This is a genomic window from Kitasatospora purpeofusca (genome assembly GCF_034043715.1).
In the GTDB taxonomy this organism is placed as follows: Bacteria; Actinomycetota; Actinomycetes; order Streptomycetales; family Streptomycetaceae; genus Kitasatospora; species Kitasatospora purpeofusca_A.
In genome coordinates, this window is record NZ_JAXCLC010000088.1 from 12266 (window position 1) to 30981 (window position 18716).

Sequence of the window (18716 nt, forward strand, 5' to 3'; positions counted from 1 at the left end):
AGAGGGCCGGGACGCGGGGCGCGCCCGGGCCGGGGGCGCGTCCCCGGCCCGGCGTGCGGTGTGTCGGCGTGCCCGTGCAGGTGCGGCGGGCGACCGGCGGCGCTACCCGGGCGGGGCGGCGCCCTGTCGCCCGAACGGGTGAGCCGCCGAGGCGGGGTGCAGCCGGCCGTCGGCCAGGGTGGCCACCCGGTCGGCCAGGGCGGCGACGGCCGCCGGATCGTGGGAGACGAACAGCAACGCCAGGCCGGCCCGGTCCCGGCGGTCGGCGAGGTGGGCCAGGATCGAGGCCCGGGTGTCCGCGTCCAGTCCCGCGGTGATCTCGTCGCACACCAGAACCGCCGGGTTTGCGATCAACGCCCTTGCCAGCGCCGCCCGTTGAAGCTCGCCACCGGAGAGCCCGCCGGGCGGCCGGGCGGCCTTCGCCGGATCGAGGCCGAGTTCGGCGAGCAGGGTGGCGGCCTCGGCCGCGGCCTGCGGCGGGGTGCGGCCGCGCAGCCGGACCGCCGCCCGGGCGACCTGGTCGAGCACCGGGCGGTGGTCCGCGAACGCCGACCGGGCGTCCTGGAAGACGTACTGCACGGCCGCCAGCCGCCGGGGTCCACGCCGCCGGACGCTGCGCGGCAGCGGCTCGCCGTCCAGCAGGACCGTGCCCTCGTGACGTGGGTGCAGCCCGGCCAGGCAGCGGCCGAGGGTGGTCTTGCCGCTGCCCGTGCGACCGGTGAGGGCCAGGCACTCCCCCGCCCGCAGGCTCAGCCCGACCTCGCGCAGTACCACCGCGCCGCCCGGGTGGCGGGCGGTGAGGCCCGTGACGTCGAGCCGGACCGGTGCGCCCGGAGTCGGGGCCGGGGCAGGCCGGACGCGCAGTGCGGCCCGGACCGGCGGCACCGCCGGGCGGGCGGGTGCGCACAGGACCTCGTCCGGTGGGCCCGTCCGCACCACACGGCCGTCGGCCAGCAGTACCACTTCGTCGGCCGACTCCCGGACCAGGGCGAGGTCGTGGCTGAGCAGCAGCAGTCCGGTGCCGCGCGCGGCGAAGCGGCGGAACAGGGCGGCCAGCCGGTGCGCGGTGGCCGGGTCCTGGCCGGTGGTGGGTTCGTCGGCGACGATCACCCGCGCTCCGGTGAGCAACGCCTGCGCCAGCACCAGGCGTTGCTGCTGGCCGCCGGAGAGCTGGTGTGGATAGCGGCGCAACAGGCCGTCCACCTCGGACAGTTCGGCGTCGCGGAGCGCACGTCCGACGGCCTCCGGGCCACCGCCGTGCACCCTGGCGAGGTCGCGCAGCAGGACGCCCACCCGACGGGCCGGGTTGAGCACCGTGCCGGGGTGCTGCGGCACATGGCCGATCGGGGCGCCGTCCGCCCCGGCGAGGGAGACCGTGCCGGACACCCGGGCGCCCGCGGGGTAGGCGCCCAGCAGGGCGAGCGCGGTCGTCGTCTTGCCGCTGCCGGACGGCCCCACCAGGGCCGTCACCCGGCCCGGGAGCACCCGCAGGGACACCCCGTCCACCAGGACCCGGGCGCCGACCCGCACCCGCAGGCCGTCCACGGCGGCCAGCTCGGGCCCGCTCACGCCGCGGCTCCCGGACCGCGCCGGCCCGCTCCAGGACCGCGCCCGGAGGAGCCGGCCAGGGCCGCGTCGAACAGCAGATTGGTGCCGGTCGCCAGCCCGGCCACCAGCAGCGCCGGGACCACCACCGCCCAGGGCTGCAGGAACAGCCCTGCCCGGTTGCGGTCCACCATCACCGCCCAGTCGGCGGTGTCCGGCCCCACCCCGACGCCGAGGAAGGCCGCCGTCGCCACCAGGTACAGGGCGCCCACCAGCCGGGTGCCCGCGTCGGCGGCCAGGGTGCGGCGGATCGTCCGGGCGACCTGCCCGAAGGCGATCCGCCACCAGGACTCGCCGTGCAGCCGCAGCGCCTCGACCGCCGGGCGGGAGGCCGCCGCCACCGCCGCCGCGTGCGCGACCCGGGCGATGTCCGGCACCGCCGCCACCCCGACCAGGACGGCCAGGCCGGCCGGTCCCGGCTCCGCGGCGGTGGCCACCAGGAGCACCAGGAGCAGGGCGGGTACGGCGATCAGCACGTCCAGGGGGCGCAGGAGCAACTCCTCGACCCAGGACCGCCCGGTCAGTGCGGCGGCCAGCGCGAGCGGCAGCGCCAGGGCGTACCCGAGGACGGTCGCGGTGACCGCCACCAGCACCACCGGGCGCCCCCCGAGCAGGACCTGGCGCAGCACGTCGCGGCCCGCGAAGTCGGTGCCGAGCCAGTGGCCGCCGTCCGTCGTGAAGGAGACCCCGCGCGGCCCCGGTCCGCCCGCCAGCAGCGGCCCGCCGAGGGCGAGCAGCAACGGCACGGCGACCAGCGCGAGCCCGAGCGCGTAGCGCCTCACGGTGCCACCGGGGCCGTCGCCCGGCGGCGCCCGGCGGCGGAGCCGCCGACCCTGCGGACCAGCCACCGGCAGCGCCGGGCGAGGGCCCGGCAGACGCCGCAGTCGCAGCGACGGGCGGTGAGGTGGTCGGCGGGCCTGCCGTCGGGACGGCCGCCGGCGGGCGAAACGGCTCGGGCCGAAACGGCACGGGTAGGGGTGGCACGGGTAGGGGTGGCACGGGACGGGGTGGTCATACGGCGACTTCCGTTCGGGGGGCAAGGCGGCGGGCGGCGAGGTCGGCGGCGAGGTTCAGCAGGGCGGTCACGGTGCCGAACAGCACCGCCAGGCCCTGGACCACCGGCACATCACGGGCGGCGACGGCGTCCAGCAGCACGGTGCCGAGCCCGGGGACCACGAACAGGGCCTCGGCCACGATCACCCCGCAGAGCAGCCACTCGGCGGTGCGGGCGAGGTGCTGGAGGACCGGGGCGAGGGCGTTGGGCAGCGCGTGGGCGAGCCGGACCCGGTTCGGCGGCACGCCGCAGCGCAGCGCGTGGACGGCGTACGGGGCCGCCATGGCGTCGAGCAGTCCGGCCCGGACCAGTCGCGCGGTCGAGCAGACCGGGCGGGCCAGGAGCACGACGACCGGCAGGACCAGGGCGGCAGGCTGGCGGCCGATCCCGCCGACGGCGGTCGGCGGAAGCCAGCCCAGCCGCAGCGCGAAGACCGCCGTCAGCAGCACACCGAGAGCGAACTCCGGTACCGCGTACACCCCGAGGGTGACCGCGCTGACCGCGCGGTCCAGCGGCCCGCCCTCGCGCCGGGCGGCGAGCAGCCCGAGGCCGACCGCGGCCGGGACGAGCAGAGACAGGGTGAGCGCGGCCAGCAGCAGGGTCGGGGCGAGGGCCTCGGTGAGGTGGTCGGCGACCGGTCGGCCGCCGACGAGGGAGCGGCCCAGCTCACCGTGCGCCAACTCCCCCGCCCAGTCGGCGAAGCGCTCCAATGCCGGGCGGTCCAGCCGCAGCGCGGCCCGCAATGCGGCGATCCGCGCCGGGTCGGGGTCGTCCCCCGCGGCGACCACGGCGGCGTCGCCGGGGAGCGCCTCGGTGAGGGCGAAGACCAGCACCGGGACGGCCGCGACCTGCCCGGCCCCGAGCAGCAGCCGGCGCCGCACCCAGGCGCGCGGCGTCACGCCAGCCAGACCTTGTCGAACCTGGCCCAGTCGAGGGTGTTGGCCGGGGCGTCCGCGGCCACGCCGCGCAGCCGCGGGGCATGGCCGACGATCCAGTCGGCGAAGCCCCACACCAGCAGTCCGCCCTCCTCGAACAGCCGGCGCTGCATCCGCTCGTAGAGGGCGGTGCGGGTCGCCGGGTCGGCCGTGGACTGTGCCTGGGTGTAGAGGTCGTCGAAGTCGGGGCGGCGCCAGTGGGTGGCGTTGGTGGTGGAGGTGGAGAGCAGTCGCTGCGAGAGGTGGGACTCGATCGGCATCGCGCCGGAGCGGAAGGAGGCGAGCACACCGCCGTCCAGGATGTCCTTCCAGTAGGTGTCCTTGCTGCCGACCCGCACCTCGATCGTGAGGCCGGCCCGCGCGGCCTGTTCCTTGAGGATGCCCGCCGCCTCGACCAGTCCGGCCGCGACCGGCGAGGTGTCGAGGGTGATCCGCAGCCCCTCGGCACCGGCCTCGCGCAGCAGCGCGCGGGCCCGGTCGAGGTCCCGGGTGCGCTGCGGGAGGCCGCCCGGGTAGTACTGACTGCCCTTGCCGAACAGGTCGTTGCCGATCTCACCGGCGCCGGAGAGCGCGCCGTCGACCAGCTCCTGCCGGTCGACCAGGTGGAAGAACGCCTGGCGGACCCGGGGGTCGTCGAAGGGCGGCCGGTCGGTCTTCATGACGAAGCCCTGCATGGTGCTGTTGCGCAGCCGGACGACGCCGATCCGCCCACCGGACGCGTGGGCGCGGGCGGTGGACGGCGCCAACTCGTGGGCGTAGTCGGCCTGTCCGGCCAGCAGGGCGTTGGCGCGGGCGGACTCCTCGGCGGCCGCGAGCAGCTCCAGCTCGTCGACGTGCGGGGCTCCGTCCCAGTACCCGTCGAAGCGCCGGAGCAGCAGGGAGCGGCCGGGCTCGAAGGAGACGAAGGAGAACGGCCCGGAACCGACCGGCGCCCGGAAGTCCTCGGTGCCCTCCGGGACGATGTAGGCACCGAACGCGGCCAGGATGTTGGGGAATTCGGCGCACGGCCGGTTCAGCCGGAACTCCACCGTGCGGGGGTCGGATGCCCGGCTCGCGGCGAGGTCGATCGGTTCGAGCGAGGCCCGGGCCCGGAACGCCCGCTTGGGGTCGGCTATTCGGCGGTAGCTGTACAGGACGTCGGCGGCGGTGACCGGGCTGCCGTCGTGGAAGGCCGCCTCGCGCAGCCGGACGGTCCAGACGTCGAGGCCCGGGCCCGGCTCCCAGCCGGTGGCGAGCCGGGGGACGGCGGCGAGGTCGGGGCCGCAGTCGGCGAGCTTGTCGTGGAGTGCCTTGGCACGGGCGGCGTCGGCGAACAGGTTGACCCGGTGCGGGTCGAGGGTCTCCTCGGCGCCGCCGCCGGCGAACAGGGCGCGCAGCCGGCCGCCGCGCCGAGGGCCGGCGGCGGCCGGTGCGCGGTCGGCGGCGGCCGTGCCGCCCGGGGCGGAACAGGCGGCCAGGGCGAGCGCCGCGCCGGAGACGGAGGCGGCGGTGAGCAGGGTGCGGCGGGCGAGCGGACGGGGCATCGGGGTCAACTTCCCTTTCGGGCGGGGGGTTCGAACCGGGCGACCAGGTGCAGCCGGTCGCCGTCGGCGGTGGCGGGGGCGGGGGCGGGGGCGGTGCCGGGGGCGGTGCCGGGGGTGGCGGGGGTGGCGACCGCGTCCGCGGACCGCCCGCGGTCCGTCCACGGGGGGTCGGTGCGCGGTCCGGGCCGGTCGTGCAGGGCGAGGACGGTGAAGCCGTGGTGGGCGAGCAGATGACGCAGCTCCTGCGGGAAGAGCAGCCGCCAGGCGGAGTGCTGCTCGACCGGCGGCGCGCCGTCGTCCCCGGCCCAGCTCCGGGTGCGGCGCAGCAACTGGGCGGCGTGGTCGATCCACAGCACGGTGCGTGAGGTGAGGGTGACGCCCTCGTGAGTGATGCTGTCCAGCCTCGGCGCGTCGAGGAGTTCGGTGCGGCCGAGGAAGAAGGCGCCGTTGCGCATCTCGGCGACCAGCAGACCGCCGGGGCGCAGATGGCGGCGGAGCCGGCCGAAGAGAGCGTCGAGGTCCTCGTTGGTGTGGCAGTAGAGCAGTGCGCTGTCCAGGCAGAGCACCGCGTCGAACCGCCCGGGCAGCGTGAAGTACCGCATGTCGCCGACGTGGTAGGCCGGTCCGGGGTGGTGGGAGCGGGCGTGGGCGATCATGGCCGCGGAGCTGTCCAGGCCGGTGACGGTGCGCCCGGCGACGCGGTGCAGCCAGCCCGCGTCCCGCCCGGTGCCGCAGCCGAGGTCGAGCACCTCGGGCCCGGCGCCGTGGGCGCGCAGCATCGCCTCGGCCCACCGGGGGGCGGTGTACTCCGGGTCGGGGAAGCGGAGTTCGTAGAGTTCCGGGCGGTCGGTGAGGAGGTTCCGGTGGGTCTCGGCGGGGGGCGGCGCGGTCGGGCGGCGGTTCATCGGGCCTCGCTGGGGAGGGGGCGGGCGGGGGTGGGGAGCCGTCCGGTGCGGTGCAGCCGGGCGAGCGCGGTGGCGGAGCACAGGCCGAGGCCGGCGCAGAGCAGCCAGGGCGCGGTGGCGGCGCTGTCCATGGCCCGGCCGACCAGGGTGTTGCCGAGCGCGGCGGCGAAGCCGGAGACCACGTAGTACAGGCCGTAGTAGGTGCCGGTGAGGCCGTCGCGCCCGAAGGCCGGGATCAGGGCGAGGACGAAGGGCTGCGCGGTCATCAGCCCGAGCTGGAGCAGCAGGACACCGCCGAGGACACCGGGCAGGCCGGGTGCGGCGAGCGGCAGCAGGAAGCCGGTGGCGGCGACGGCGAGGCCGAGCGGGATCCAGCGGGAGGGCGGGCCGTGCCGCTGCAGACGGGAGGTGATGCGCAGTTGGAGGGTCAGGTTGGCGAGGGTGGCGGTCAGGAAGACCAGGCTGACGGCGCCCTCCCAGCCGGTGGCGCGGCGGGCGGCGTCGGGCAGCAGCAGGTAGAGCTGGCTCTCCATGCCGAACAGGCCGACCATGCCCAGCGAGAAGGCCAGGAACCGCCGGTCCGAGGCCACTTCGCGCCAGTCGGCGAGCACCCCGCGCGGGGCGGGCTCGGCGGCCCGCTCGGGCAGGGCGAGGGCCTGGGCGACCGTGAGGGCCGCGAAGACGCCGGCCGCCGTGAGCGCGGCGGCGCGGAAGTCCACCAGCAGCAGGACGGTGCCGATCAGCGGGCCCGCCAGCGCGCCGGTGGTGGCGAACACCGAGAACAGCGCGAACGCCTCGGCCTTGCGGTCCGCCGCCTCACGTGCCACGTAGGTGCGCACGGCCGGGTTGAACAGCGCGCCGGCCAGCCCGCTGAGGGCGGAGGCGGCGAGCAGCACGCCGAGGGTGTCGCCGAGCGCGAACAGGCCGAAGCCGACGCTGCGCAGCGCGCATCCGACGATGATGACGCGGCGCGCGCCGAGCCGGTCGGCGGCCGAGCCGCCGAGGATGAACAGGCCCTGCTGGCTGAGGTTGCGCAACCCCAGCACGGTGCCGACGGCGAGCGCGGACAGCCCCAGGTCGTGCCCGAGGTGCCCGGCCAGGTACGGGATCAGCAGGTAGAAGCCGGTGTTGACGCCGAGCTGGTTGACCAGCAGCAGCCGTACGGGCAGCGGGAAGGACCGTACGGCGCGCAGTATTCTCACCGGCCGGCCCCCGGTCGGGCCTCGGCGAACGGTTCGGCGCGGCCGTCGGGGACGCGGGCCGGCGCCCCGGGGGCGGGGACCGGCGACGCCGGGGCGGGGGTCGGCACCCCGGGGGCGGGGGTCGGCGCTTCGGGGGCAGGGGTCGGCGCTTGGGGGACCGGCAGCACGCCGAGGCCGGCCCGGTCCGGGGTGCGGACGGTGCCGTCGGCGCCGCCGATGCCCTGCCAGGGGTCGTGGGCGAGCAGCAGATGGCCGTCGAGGTCGAGCCAGCGGGCCCGGTCGGCGAGGTGCACGGCGGGCGCGATGCCGAGCGAACTGGCCACCAGGCAGCCGAGCATCAGCTCGGTGCCGCTGCCGCGCAGGGCCTCGGCGATGCGCAGCACCTGGTGGACGCCGCCGCACTTGGCGAGCTTGAGGTTGACGCCCTGGACCCGCCCGGCGAGCCGGCAGGCGTCCTCGTAGTCGACGGCGTCCTCGTCGGCGATCACCGGGATCGGCGAGCGCTCGGCGACGGCCGCGAGCGCGTCGGGGTCGCCCGGGGCGATCGGCTGCTCGATGGCCTCGACCCCGGTGGCGGCGAAGGCCGGCAGCAGCCGCAGGGCCTCGGCCGGGGTCCAGGCACCGTTGGGGTCGAGCAGCAGCCGGGCCCCGGGCGCGGCCTCGTGGACGGCCTGGACCCGCACCAGGTCGAGGCCGGGGTCGGCGCTGCCGGCCTTGACCTTGAGCACGGTGAAGCCCGCGTCGGCGAGCCGGGCGGCCTGGACGGCGGCCCGGGCGGGCGGCTCGATGCCGATGGTGCGGGCGGTGACGGCGGCGACCGGGTCGGCCCGCCCGAGGAGGCGGTGGACGGGTTCGCCGGCCCGCTTGCCGACCAGGTCCAGCAGCGCGGCCTCGACGGCGGCCAGCACACCGGCCGGCAGCGGTGCGAACGGGGCCGCGCCGGCGCGGAGGTCGGCGAGTGCCTGCTCTGGATCCTGGTGGCGCTCCAACGCTGGCCGCAGAAGGGCGAGTTCATGGTGGATCCGATGAGTGGGCAGGCTCAGGTGGACGCTGCTGACCACCTCGCCGTGGCCGGTCAGCCCGCCGTGGCCGAGGGCCAGTCGGACGGCGTCCCGCTCGGTGGTCACCGAGCGGGAGATGCGCAGCGGTGTGGCCAGGCGGAGCCGTACGGTGTGGAGGTCGACCCTCATCGGTCCTCCTCGGTGGGGGCGGGTCCGGCGGGGGCCGGGACGGTGACGGACGGGACAGTGACGGACGGGACGGCTGGGAACGGGACGGCTGCGGGCGGGACAGTGGCGGGCGGGACAGTGGCGGCGGCCGGTACCGCGGGGTCGGCGGGCGCCGTCCGGCCGATGCTGCAGCGGGCCCAGCCGGTGACCTCGACGGCCGCCGGGTGCAGGATCTCGACCGGGCGCGGCGCGGCCCGCTCGGCGTCCAGGCCGTGCCGCCGGCAGAACGCGTCGTCGTACACCGTGCCGAGGTAGCGGTGCGGGCCGTCGGGGAAGACGGTGGCGACGGCGGCGCCCGGATGGACCCGGGCGGCCCAGGCCGCGACCAGGGCGACCGCGCCGGTGGACCAGCCGCCGCTGACGAAGGCGCCCCGGGCCAGCCGCCGGCAGGCGTCCACCGCCTCGGCGGGCCCGACCCAGTGCACCTCGTCGAAAGCCTGGTGGGCGACGTTGCGCGGGTGGATCGAGCTGCCCAGGCCGCGCATCAGCCGGGGCCGGGCGGGCTGACCGAAGATGGTGGAGCCGACCGAGTCGACGCCGATGATCCGCAGTCGGGGCCAGTGCCGGCGCAGGGCCTCGGCGAGCCCCGCGCTGTGACCGCCGGTGCCGACACTGCACACCAGCACGTCGAGCCGGTCGAGCTCGGCGGTGATCTCCTGGGCCATCGCCCGGTAACCGGCCGCGTTGTCCGGGTTGTTGTACTGGTCGGGCCAGTACGCGTCCGGCAGCAGGTCGAGCACGGCGCGCAGCCGGGCGAGCCGGGCCGCCTGCCAGCCGCCGTGCCGGGCCGGCCGCTCGACCAGCTCCAGCCGGGCGCCGTAGGAGCGCAGCAACTGCCGCATGGAGGGCTCGAGTTCGCTGTCGCCGACCAGCACGACCGGGTGCCCGAGGGCCTGCCCCGCGAAGGCCAGGCCGACCCCCATGGTGCCCGAGGTGGACTCCACCACCGTGGCGCCGGGGCGGAGTTCACCGCGTTCGTGGGCACCGCGCAGCATGGCCACGGCCGAGCGGGCCTTCATCCCGCCCGCGCCCAGCCCCTCCAGCTTGGCCCAGAAGCCGGGGTGCGGATGCGGCAGCGGGGTGGTGATCCGGGCCAGCGGGGTGCCGCCGAGCAGCGGCAGCAGGTCCGGATTGCCCAGCGCCGCGCCGGAGTCGAGCAGGGCGGTCACCGTGCCGCACCCGCTCGACCCGCCGGGCCGCCGTAGAGATGGAGCACGGTGGGGCCGCCGTCGAGCCAGAAGAAGGGGTAGGGCTCGGCGCTGACGGCGGTCACCCCGTCGCCCAGGAGCCGCGGCAGCACCGCGCTGCCGGTCTGGGCGAACAGCACCAGGGGCTTGCCGGTGGCGCGGGCGTGCGCGAGCAGCGGATCGAGCGAGCCGTTGCCCAGGGTCATGCCGGAGGCGAGGACGGCGTCACAGGCGTCGAGGTGGGCGAGGGTGTCGGTGCGCACCGGTTCGTCCCACTCGGTGGCGCCGCCCTTGAGATCGCACGGAACGTAGCCGATTCCGCGCGAACGAAGCTGCTCCAGGAGCGAGTTGACGACGCCGACGACCAGCACCCGGCGGACTCCGGCGAGCGGCAGCAGCCCCACCACGGCGGCGGCGCGGGCGCGGGACTTCGCCAGCGAGGAACCTGCGGGCAAGGGCACCGGACGGGCGCCCTCGGCCGGTCCGTGCGGACGGCAGTGGCCGAGGTAGGCGTCCAGCGCGGCGACCCGGACGGCGGCGCGGGGGTGGTCGAGCAACTCGTCGACGGTGGCGCCGACACAGCCGGTGAGGGTTTCGGCGGGGAGTTCACCCGGCTCGACGGCGCAGGAGCCGACGGCGGCGCCGAGCCGCAGGCTGAGCACCTCGTTGCGGTAGCCGCGGGCGCGGCCGGCGTGTCGGACGGCCTGGACGGTGGTGAAGGCCAGCGCGATCCGCAGGGAGGCCGGGTCGGGCCCGTACGCCCCCGTACGGGCCCGCCCGGTGATCAGGTCGAGCGCGGCGGTGCCGGCGCTCGGGGGGACACCGACGCACCCGGTGCTGGTGGTGGCGGCGGTGCCGGCGATGCTGGTGGCGGCGGGAGCGCTCATGCGGGCACCCCGGCGGGTTCGGCCTCGGCGGATGCGGCCCCGAGGGCGACTCCGAGGGCGGCTCCGACAGCGGTCCCGACGGCGTCCTCGATGTCCTCGACGGCCTCGACGGCCTCGGTGTCCGCGACGGCCGCTCCCGCAGCCGCGGCCGCCGTGAGGCGCGGGGTGAGCCCGGCCAGCAGCCGCTCGGCCGCGCCGCGCGCCCCCGCCCCTCCGCTGTCGGCGGTCATGACGTGCCCGAGGTACTCGTTGTTGCTGGTCGCCGGCCGCACCTCGCGGCCCGCCCCGGCGAGCGCGAGTTCGACCACCGCCGGGTCGCGCCGCACCACCTCCTCGCCGTCGAAGCCGTCCAGCAGCCCGGCCTGCCCGCCCTCGGGGACGAGGAAGGCGATCGCCGCGCTGGTGACCCCGGTCGACCGGACGGCCAGGTCGGGCTGCCGGCCGAGGGCCACGTCGACGGCGGCGGCGGCCAGGTCGACCCCGGTGACCCGCCGGACCAGCTCGGTGATCCGGTTCCCGGCCGGTCGCGGGTTGACCTCGACCACGCGGGGCCCGCCCGGGGTCAGCTTGATCTCGGTGTGCGCGACGACCTGGTCGAGCCCGAGCGCGGCCAGCGCGGCGAGCGCCGTGTCGGCGGCGGCCCTGGCCTCGGCCGGCTCCAGGGCGGCCGGGAACATGTGCCCGGTCTCGACGAACGCGGGCGCCCCGCCGACGCTCTTGTCGGTGATCCCGACGACGTGCGCGGCACCGCCCGCCGAGACCGTCTCGACGCTGACCTCGGGCCCGGTGAGCAGCTCCTCCAGCAGCACGGCCGGCTCCCGGCGCTGGCCGCGCGCGTTGACCGGGAACGCCTCCAGGGCCCTGATCGCGACCAGGAGTTCGGTCTCGTCGACGACCTCCCGGACGAACATCCCGGCGCACAGGTCGACCGGCTTGACCACCAGCGGGTAACCGATCGCCCGGGCGGCGGCCCGGGCCTGCTCGCGGTCGGCGCAGAGCGCGTACGCGGGTCCGGGGACGCCGGCCTCGGCGAGCATCCGGCGGGTGAGGTCCTTGCGGCAGGCGGCCTCGACCGCGCCGGGGGCGGCCCCGGGCAGGCCGAGCCGGTGCGCCACCCGGGCGACCTGGGGGAGGTAGTAGTCGCAGGAGGAGAGCACCCCGTCGAAGCCGAGCAGCCCGTGCAGCCGCTCGGCGTACGGGAGCAGCACGGCCGCGTCGTTGGTGTCGACGGTGAGGATGTTCTCCGCCGCGAGCAGCGGGTGCGGGCCGTCGACGGGGGCGGCGCGCAGGTAGTGGTGCAGGTCGCGGGTGAGGAAGGTGAAGCGGTGGCCGCTCTCCCCCAGCGCCCTTGGCAGCAACCTGCTCATGGAGCCGACCCAGCTCTCGATCACCAGCAGATGCGCCACGGTTCTCCCCTTCGACGGACTCGACGATCGGCGGACAGGCAGGACGGTAACGGGATTCGTTTTCATTTTCAACACGCCGGACCGCGCGTCCGCCGATGCATTAGATGAAAGTGGTTTTCATGTACGCTGACCATCGACCTCCCGCCCCACCTCCGGTCGGAGTATCTGATGCAGCGTCAACTTCCTTATGTGATCCGCCATGCCCTGCCGCAGGACGTACCCGGGGCGCGCCGTTTGATCCTCGACACCTTCTACCGCGAGTTCGGCTACGGCTATGTGCCCGACTGGCACGCCGATGTGGTCGACCTCCAGGGGCACTACCTCGACCACCCCCGCCACACCCTGCTGGTCGCCGTCCACGCCGAGGAGGTGGTCGCCACCACCGCGCTGCACTCCACCGGGCCGATCCATCCACCGCACCCGCGCGAGGTCGCCGAGCGCTACCCCTCGGGGACCACCGCCCAGCTGGTCCGGGTCTACGTCCGGGCGGAGCACCGGCGGCACGGCCTGGCCCGCGAACTGGTCCACCGCGCCCGCGCGTTCGCCGCCGCGGAGGGCGGCTACCGACGGCTCTACCTGCACACCAACACGGCGATCCCGGGTGCCGAGGCGTTCTGGCGCAGCCTCGCCGAGGAGGTGCACGACGCCCGGCCGACCGGCGAGCACGGCCCCGGCGTGGCCACCGTCCACTTCGAGATCCCGCTGCACCGAGCCGCCCGCACCGGACCGGGCATCGGCCACCGGGTCGCCGCCGGACCGGCCGCGGCCTCGGTCGGGTGACCCTTCCGAGCGCCGGCGGCGACAGTGCGGCCCGCGATGGCGGTGCGACCGGCATGGACAGTGGTGACGGCAGGAGGATGCTCGAAACACGGACGGTGATGTGACTCAGGTCACACCGAAGCGTGAAATTTCCGGGGAGGGATTCCCCGTTTAGCCCTTCGTAGGACTAAGCGGGGAGTTTCTCCCCGGAACTTGTATTCTTCGGGAGGAGCACAGCCGTGACCACCGCCGCCACCCGGCCGACCCGGACCACGGAGCCGGCCCGCACGCCTCGACTGCGTGCGGACGCCAGCCGCAACCGTGAGCGGATCGTACTGGCGGCCCGGGACGCGTTCGTCGAGCACGGCGCCGAGGCGCCGCTGGACGAAATTGCGAAGCGGGCGGGCGTCGGAAACGCTACGCTCTACCGGAACTTCCCCACCAGAGCGGCGCTGATCCGCGAGGTGGCCCTGCTCGTCAAGAACCGCATCGTGGCGATCGCCGAGCGGGCCGCCGCCGAGGCCGCCGGCCCGTTCGACGCCCTGGAGCGGTTCGCCCACGAGACGGTCGACGAGAAGGTCGGCGCGCTGTGCCCGATGCTCACCAACCGGGTGGACCTGAACGATCCGGACCTGGCGGAGGCACGCGAGCGCCTGATGCTGGTCGTCGGCAGTCTGCTGGACCGGGCGAAGGCGGCGGGCGAGATCCGTCCGGACGTCGCCCACGGTGACCTGTTCATCGCGCTCAGCCAGCTGACCCGCCCACTGCCGGGCACCTCGTGCCACATCCTGGAGGGATTCGTCCACCGGCACCTGCAACTGTTCCTGGACGGCATGCGGGCGCCCGCCCGTTCGACACTGCCCGGCCGGGCCGCGACCTTCGAGGACTTCCACGGCGACCACTGATCCGACGCGTCCGCCGATGTTCTCCTCCCCTTAACCCGTTGTCCCTTGCACCGCCCCGCACGTCTTCCGCACACCTCGCACCGTGAAGTGAGTACCTCCATGTCAAAAACCGACGCCCTGCCCGCCGTTCAGCCTGATCCGAGGCGCTGGAAGGCCCTGATATTCATCGGCCTCGCGCAGCTGATGGTCGTCCTGGACGCCACCATCGTGAACATCGCGCTGCCGTCCGCGCAGAAGGACCTCGGCATCACCGACGGCAACCGCCAGTGGGTGATCACCGCGTACGCGCTGGCCTTCGGCGGGCTGCTGCTGTTCGGCGGCCGGGTGGCCGACCTGTGGGGGCGCAAGCGCACCTTCATCGTCGGTCTGACCGGCTTCGCGCTGGCCTCCGCGCTCGGCGGCGCCGCCGCCAACACCGCGATGCTGCTCGGCGCCCGCGCCCTCCAGGGTGTCTTCGGCGCCCTGCTCGCCCCGGCCGCGCTGTCGCTGCTGGCGGTCATGTTCACCGAGGCCAAGGAGCGCGCCAAGGCGTTCGGCATCTACGGCGCGATCGCCGGTGGCGGCGGTGCGATCGGTCTGATCCTCGGCGGCCTGCTCACCGAGTACATGAACTGGCGCTGGACCTTCTTCGTCAACATCCCGTTCGCCGTGGTCGCCGCCGTCGGCGCCGTCATGGTGATCCGCGAGCCCGCCGAGGGCCGCAACCGCAACCGGCTCGACGTGCCGGGCGTGCTGCTGGTCACCACCGGTCTGGTCGCGCTGGTCTACGGCTTCACCCGGGCCGAGTCGGACGGCTGGAACTCCGGCATGACGATCGGTCTGTTCGTGGGCGCCGCCGTGCTGCTGGCCGCGTTCGTCCTGGTCGAGAGCAAGGTCAAGGCGCCGCTGCTGCCGCTGCGCGTCGTGCTGGACCGCAACCGCGGCGGGGTCTACCTGTCGCTGGGCCTGGCCGTGATCGGCATGTTCGGTCTCTTCCTCTTCCTGACCTACTACCTGCAGATCGTGCTCGACTACAGCCCGGTGCTGACCGGCGTGGCCTTCCTGCCGATGGTGGCGGGCATGATCACCGGCTCCACCCAGATCGGCGCCCGCCTGATGACCCGCGTCCCGGCGCGGTACCTGATGGCGCCCGGGTTCCTGCTGGCCTCGGTCGGCATGCTGGTCCTGACCCAGATCGACGTGGACACCTCCTACCCGGCACTGATCCTGCCCGGCCTGGTCCTGATGGGCCTCGGCATGGGTACCGCGTTCATGCCGGCGATGAGCCTCGCCACCCACGGCGTCCAGCCGCGCGACGCGGGCGTGGCCTCCGCCATGGTCAACACCTCGCAGCAGGTCGGCGGCGCCATCGGCACCGCGCTGCTGAACACCATCGCGGCCAGCGCCACCACCACCTGGCTGGCCGCCCACGCGGGCGAAGCCACCAGCCCGGCCGCCGCGAAGGCGGTGCAGTTCGGGGGCATGGTGCACGGATTCTCGACCGCGATCTGGTGGTCCTTCGGGATCCTGGCCCTGGCGGCCGTGCTGGCCTTCGTCCTGATCAACGCCGGTCGCCCCGACGCCGGCGGCGCCGGCGAGGGTTCGGGCGCGGGTGCGGCGAACGCCAACGAGGTGCCGGTGCTGGTGCACTGACCCTCGCGGGGTAACGCGACGGTGCGGAGCGGCCCGTCCGGTGTCTTCAGGACGCCGGGCGGGCCGCTCGCCGCTTCCGGGGCGGGCCGCTCGCCGTTTCCGGGGCGGGCGTTTTCCGTTTCTGGGGCGGCCGTCTTCCCGGGTTGGCGGTCTGCGCCGCCCGGGGGCCTGCCGGTCGCCCGGCGCCCCCGCCTGCGTCTACGCCGTCCGGGTGGGATTCCCCCTCCCCCCCGGGCGGCGGCGGTTCTGGTCTCCGGCGGCGGGACCTGCGGTTCCGTGGCGGCGCACGCCCCGCTCGCGCCTGCGGGAGCACACCGGTCCCCCGCTCCCGAGCGCTTCCGAGCCCTCGAAACGGCGGCCGCCCTGGACGACAATGGAGTGGCACACCCGGCCGGGGTCCTTGACCGGACCCGTACCAGGCTGTCCCGTGGGCCGTACGGCAGGGCGCCCGGACCGCCGGGCCCGCCGCGGAGCACCGCGCCGCCTGCGAACAGCACGCCCCGTGGAGCACCACGAGCCACCGGCAGCCCCGGCCGCGACCGCCTGCCGGACCGGAGAGGGAGGACGCCGTGCACGACCGTACCGACCAGCTCGCCGACAGCAAGTACCTCCTGCTCACCTCCTACGGCGACGACGGCCGTCAGGTCCACTCGCAGAGCTGGGTCGTCGCCGACGGCACGGCGCTCGGCATCTGGACCCCCGCCCACTCCGGCGAGGCCGAACGGATCCGCCGTCACCCCAAGGTGCTGGTCGGCCCCTGCGACGCCCACGGCCGCCCGACCGGCGCGCAGCTCCCGGCCCGCGCCGCCGTCTGCGACCAGGACGCCACCGCCCGCTACCGCGCGTCGCTGATCAACAAGTACGGCATGGCGGCCTTCCTGGCCCTGGCCCGCAGCCGGATGCGGCTCGGGCTGGCCGGGACGGTCGGGATCCGGATCACGCTCAACGAGCGGGAGCAGCGGCTGATCGGGCCCGAGTGGCAGGTGCCGACCACGTACTGCCCGAACTGACGTCCCTCGGGGCGCTCGGGGCCGGCGAAGGCGGGCGCGGCGGAAGCGAGGCCGGCGCAGGCCAGACCGGCGCAGGCGGGACCGGCCGGCTCAGGCCGTGCCGTCCTCCGGGGCGCGGGCGAGGTCTCCCGGCTCGCAGGCCTCCTGGCCGGTCCCGGCGTGCACCACCTTGATCGCACGGCCCGACCCTCCCGGCACCACCCGCTGCTCCTTCCCGCACCTCGGGCAGATCAACGGGATGCGCGACCGGTGACCGGCCGGACCCCCGGCACCCTCCGACGGCGTCACGACAGCGGATGGGTCGGGATCGGGCTGACCTGCTGGATCTCGCCGTGGGCCTTGGTGAGCAACTGCGAGGCGAGGTCGTTGAGCGCCCGTGCGGCGGCGATCTCCTCGCCGACCCTGAGCTGCTCCGGGTCCGACGGGTGGCGGCTGGTGTACCCGTGTGCGCGCAGCTCCGACCCGTCGCCCAGCCGCAGCAGGGCGGCGGCGGCCGTTCGCGGCCCCTCTTCGCGGAACTCCATTTCGATGTGCCAACCGACAAGAGTCTGCATGGCGGATCACCTCCGGCGGTCGCTCTTCGTCCGGTCACTCCTCCTACTCCTCCAGGGTGCGCCGTGCCCCTCGTGAACACCAGGGCAGGCGGTGCCGGCTGCCCCGGAACCAGAACTTGAACGCGTTCAGTTACGCACGTAGAGTCGGTGCGCAATGGAACTTTGAACGCGTTCAAGGAGGGCCGGGCCGCCATGGGCAGAGGCACCGCCGAACTGGTCGACCTGCTGGTCCTGCTCGGCATGGGCGCGGTGGTCCCGCTCGGCCTCGCACTGATCGACGAACCGGGGCTCGCCCGGCTGCGCCGCCTCTGGCCGCTCGCCGCCGTCCCCGGAGCGCTGTCGCTGTGGCTGCCACGCGGCCCGCTCGCCACCGGCACCGCCGCCTGCTACGCCCTCGGCACCCTCGCCGTCGCCGCCCACGCCCCGCGCCGGCTGGCCCGCACCCGCTCCCTCGCCCCGGCCGAGATCGCCGTCCTCACCGCGCTGGCCATGCCCTCGGTCGCCGGACTCGCCCTGGTGGCGGAGCGCGCCGGGTACCAGCTGTTCGGCTTCGACCTCGACATCCTCGCCCTGACCGTCCCGCACTTCCACTACGCCGGGTTCACGGCCGCGCTCGTCGCCGGACTCGTCTGCCGCGCCGTCCCCGGCCGCCCCGCCGCCCGGTGGGCCGCGCTCAGCGTCCCGACCGGGACCTTGCTGGTGCTCGGCGGGTACTTCGTCGGGAACTGGGCCGAACTCGTCGGCGCCGCCGTCCTCACCGCCGGCATGTGGCTGGTCGGCCTGCTCACCTGGCGCGACCTGCGACCCCGGGCAGCGGACCGGAGCCGCGTTCCCCGGTTCACCGGCACGCCCGCGCTGCTCGGCGTCTCGGCGGCCGTCCTCGCCGTCACCATGCTGCTCGCCCTGTGGTGGGCCCTCGGCGAAGCCTCCGGCATCCCCCACCCCACCCTCGGCTGGATGGCCGCCACCCACGGCGTCGGCAACGCCCTCGGCTTCGCGCTCTGCTCACTGCTCGCCTGGCGCCGCCTCGCCGTCGTGCCGATCCCGCCGGTTCCGCCGATCCCGCAGGAGATCCTCCGATGAACGCCACCGCACCGCTGGACGACCTCAACTACCCGGAAGTCGGCGCCAGCACCCGCCTCGGCGCCCCACTTCCGGCCGGCTACAACCACCTCCGCCACCGCGCCCTCCTCGGCCACGGCCGCGCCGCCCTGGACGCCGCCGGGCCGGCCGTACTGGACTGGCGGATGCACCGGGCAGCCGGTGTCCGGATCACCACCGACGCCGACCGGGCCGCGCGCGGCGTCGCGGTCCACTGCGGCATCGGCCTCGGCCCGCTGCGGGCCGGCGCCCCGTGCCGGGTGATCTGGAGCACCGCCGACGGGGAGCGCGACCGCTACGGCTTCACCTACGGCACCCGCCGGGGGCACCTCGCGGTGGGCGAGGAGACCTTCGTGGTGGAACTGGCACCGGACGGGGCGGTCTGGTTCACCGTGAATGCCTTCAGCCGCCCGCAACGCTGGTACGCCCGCCTCGCCGGCCCCCTCCTCCCCCGCGCCCAGCACCTCTTCGCCCGCCGCTGCGCCCGCGCCCTCACCCACCTCGCCACCCGGGCGACCCGGTAGGCCACGGAGTGGGAAGTCGGCGAGGTCGACTTCCCACTCCCCACCGGGCCACGCCCAGCGGGGCGGGGGCGGCATCGCAGCGCCATCGACGAGGAATGGGAGTGGGAAGACCGCCTCACCGACCTCCCACCAACGACAGGCCGGATCCCTCGGTGGAGAGCCAGGATCGGGGTGACACAGGAAATCGGCGAAGTCGACTTCCTGCGGCAGGCATGCGAAGGCGCTCGACGGGAGCCGGGAGTGGGGGGGGGGGGGGGGGGGGGGGGGGGGGGCGCCCAGCCCCCCCCCCCCCCCCCCC

17 protein-coding genes are annotated in these 18716 nt (G+C 75.6%); 6 read left to right on the plus strand and 11 right to left on the minus strand.

The window, feature by feature from the left end:
* Positions 1-102: 102 nt before the first annotated feature.
* The 10 genes from SM793_RS32140 to SM793_RS32185 form a co-directional block, all read right to left on the minus strand.
* Positions 103-1569, minus strand: a complete 1467-nt coding sequence (locus SM793_RS32140) for an ABC transporter ATP-binding protein (RefSeq protein WP_320441847.1) — start codon at positions 1567-1569, stop codon at positions 103-105.
* Positions 1566-2387, minus strand: a complete 822-nt coding sequence (locus SM793_RS32145; protein ID WP_320441848.1) for an ABC transporter permease subunit — start codon at positions 2385-2387, stop codon at positions 1566-1568. Before SM793_RS32145 ends, SM793_RS32140 begins: the two co-directional genes overlap by 4 nt.
* Before the next feature lie 229 nt (positions 2388-2616).
* Positions 2617-3558 carry an ABC transporter permease gene (locus SM793_RS32150; protein ID WP_413816083.1) on the minus strand — a complete coding sequence of 314 codons (942 nt, stop codon included), beginning with the start codon at positions 3556-3558 and terminating at the stop codon, positions 2617-2619.
* Complete coding sequence (locus tag SM793_RS32155) at positions 3555-5117, minus strand: ABC transporter substrate-binding protein (protein ID WP_320441849.1); 1563 nt, start codon at positions 5115-5117, stop codon at positions 3555-3557. The genes SM793_RS32150 and SM793_RS32155 overlap by 4 nt, the downstream gene beginning before the upstream one ends.
* A gap of 5 nt (positions 5118-5122) precedes the next feature.
* On the minus strand, positions 5123-6022 hold the full coding sequence (locus SM793_RS32160) for a class I SAM-dependent methyltransferase (protein ID WP_320441850.1): 900 nt from the start codon (positions 6020-6022) through the stop codon (positions 5123-5125).
* Complete coding sequence (locus SM793_RS32165) at positions 6019-7224, minus strand: MFS transporter (RefSeq protein ID WP_320441851.1); 1206 nt, start codon at positions 7222-7224, stop codon at positions 6019-6021. The genes SM793_RS32160 and SM793_RS32165 overlap by 4 nt, the downstream gene beginning before the upstream one ends.
* Positions 7221-8414 carry a dipeptide epimerase gene (locus tag SM793_RS32170; RefSeq protein ID WP_320441852.1) on the minus strand — a complete coding sequence of 398 codons (1194 nt, stop codon included), beginning with the start codon at positions 8412-8414 and terminating at the stop codon, positions 7221-7223. The genes SM793_RS32165 and SM793_RS32170 overlap by 4 nt, the downstream gene beginning before the upstream one ends.
* Positions 8411-9613, minus strand: a complete 1203-nt coding sequence (locus SM793_RS32175) for a pyridoxal-phosphate dependent enzyme (RefSeq protein ID WP_413816084.1) — start codon at positions 9611-9613, stop codon at positions 8411-8413. The genes SM793_RS32170 and SM793_RS32175 overlap by 4 nt, the downstream gene beginning before the upstream one ends.
* A 5-nt stretch (positions 9614-9618) precedes the next feature.
* The gene (locus tag SM793_RS32180) at positions 9619-10527 is read right to left on the minus strand and encodes a Rossmann-like domain-containing protein (RefSeq protein WP_320441854.1); all 909 of its coding nucleotides are present in this window, start codon (positions 10525-10527) and stop codon (positions 9619-9621) included.
* Complete coding sequence (locus tag SM793_RS32185) at positions 10524-11933, minus strand: ATP-grasp domain-containing protein (protein WP_320441855.1); 1410 nt, start codon at positions 11931-11933, stop codon at positions 10524-10526. Before SM793_RS32185 ends, SM793_RS32180 begins: the two co-directional genes overlap by 4 nt.
* 168 nt (positions 11934-12101) lie before the next feature.
* On the opposite strand from SM793_RS32185, the gene SM793_RS32190 reads away from it, so the two are divergent.
* The 4 genes from SM793_RS32190 (at position 12102) to SM793_RS32205 (ending at position 16239) form a co-directional block, all read left to right on the plus strand.
* Positions 12102-12713, plus strand: a complete 612-nt coding sequence (locus tag SM793_RS32190) for a GNAT family N-acetyltransferase (protein WP_320441856.1) — start codon at positions 12102-12104, stop codon at positions 12711-12713.
* Between the two features lie 218 nt (positions 12714-12931).
* The gene (locus SM793_RS32195) at positions 12932-13597 is read left to right on the plus strand and encodes a TetR/AcrR family transcriptional regulator (RefSeq protein WP_320441857.1); all 666 of its coding nucleotides are present in this window, start codon (positions 12932-12934) and stop codon (positions 13595-13597) included.
* Positions 13598-13696: 99 nt separating this feature from the next.
* Positions 13697-15229, plus strand: a complete 1533-nt coding sequence (locus tag SM793_RS32200) for an MFS transporter (protein ID WP_320441858.1) — start codon at positions 13697-13699, stop codon at positions 15227-15229.
* 569 nt (positions 15230-15798) lie between these two features.
* Entirely contained in the window at positions 15799-16239 is a 441-nt protein-coding gene (locus SM793_RS32205; protein WP_320441859.1) for a PPOX class F420-dependent oxidoreductase, read from the plus strand.
* Between the two features lie 284 nt (positions 16240-16523).
* Here the strand turns inward: SM793_RS32205 and SM793_RS32210 are convergent, their stop codons facing one another.
* Positions 16524-16793: a DUF1876 domain-containing protein gene (locus SM793_RS32210; protein ID WP_045942175.1), complete on the minus strand. Its 270-nt coding sequence runs from the start codon at positions 16791-16793 to the stop codon at positions 16524-16526.
* Between the two features lie 192 nt (positions 16794-16985).
* Between SM793_RS32210 and SM793_RS32215 the strand changes: the two genes are divergently transcribed.
* Together SM793_RS32215 and SM793_RS32220 are read left to right on the plus strand one after the other, a co-directional pair.
* Entirely contained in the window at positions 16986-17876 is an 891-nt protein-coding gene (locus tag SM793_RS32215) for a YndJ family protein (RefSeq protein WP_320441860.1), read from the plus strand.
* Positions 17877-17890: 14 nt separating this feature from the next.
* A complete protein-coding gene (locus SM793_RS32220; protein WP_320441864.1) occupies positions 17891-18418 on the plus strand; it encodes a DUF1990 domain-containing protein in 528 nt (175 codons plus the stop codon).
* The last annotated feature ends 298 nt before the right edge of the window (positions 18419-18716 follow it).

Bases quoted from the DNA above. Each gene is read 5' to 3' on its own strand.
- SM793_RS32155 (WP_320441849.1), bottom strand. From the start codon at position 5,117: ATGCCCCGTCCGCTCGCCCGCCGCACCCTGCTCACCGCCGCCTCCGTC.
- SM793_RS32160 (WP_320441850.1), bottom strand. From the start codon at position 6,022: ATGAACCGCCGCCCGACCGCGCCGCCCCCCGCCGAGACCCACCGGAAC.
- SM793_RS32170 (WP_320441852.1), bottom strand. From the start codon at position 8,414: ATGAGGGTCGACCTCCACACCGTACGGCTCCGCCTGGCCACACCGCTG.
- SM793_RS32180 (WP_320441854.1), bottom strand. From the start codon at position 10,527: ATGAGCGCTCCCGCCGCCACCAGCATCGCCGGCACCGCCGCCACCACC.
- SM793_RS32190 (WP_320441856.1), top strand. From the start codon at position 12,102: ATGCAGCGTCAACTTCCTTATGTGATCCGCCATGCCCTGCCGCAGGAC.
- SM793_RS32200 (WP_320441858.1), top strand. From the start codon at position 13,697: ATGTCAAAAACCGACGCCCTGCCCGCCGTTCAGCCTGATCCGAGGCGC.
- SM793_RS32210 (WP_045942175.1), bottom strand. From the start codon at position 16,793: ATGCAGACTCTTGTCGGTTGGCACATCGAAATGGAGTTCCGCGAAGAG.
- SM793_RS32215 (WP_320441860.1), top strand. From the start codon at position 16,986: ATGGGCAGAGGCACCGCCGAACTGGTCGACCTGCTGGTCCTGCTCGGC.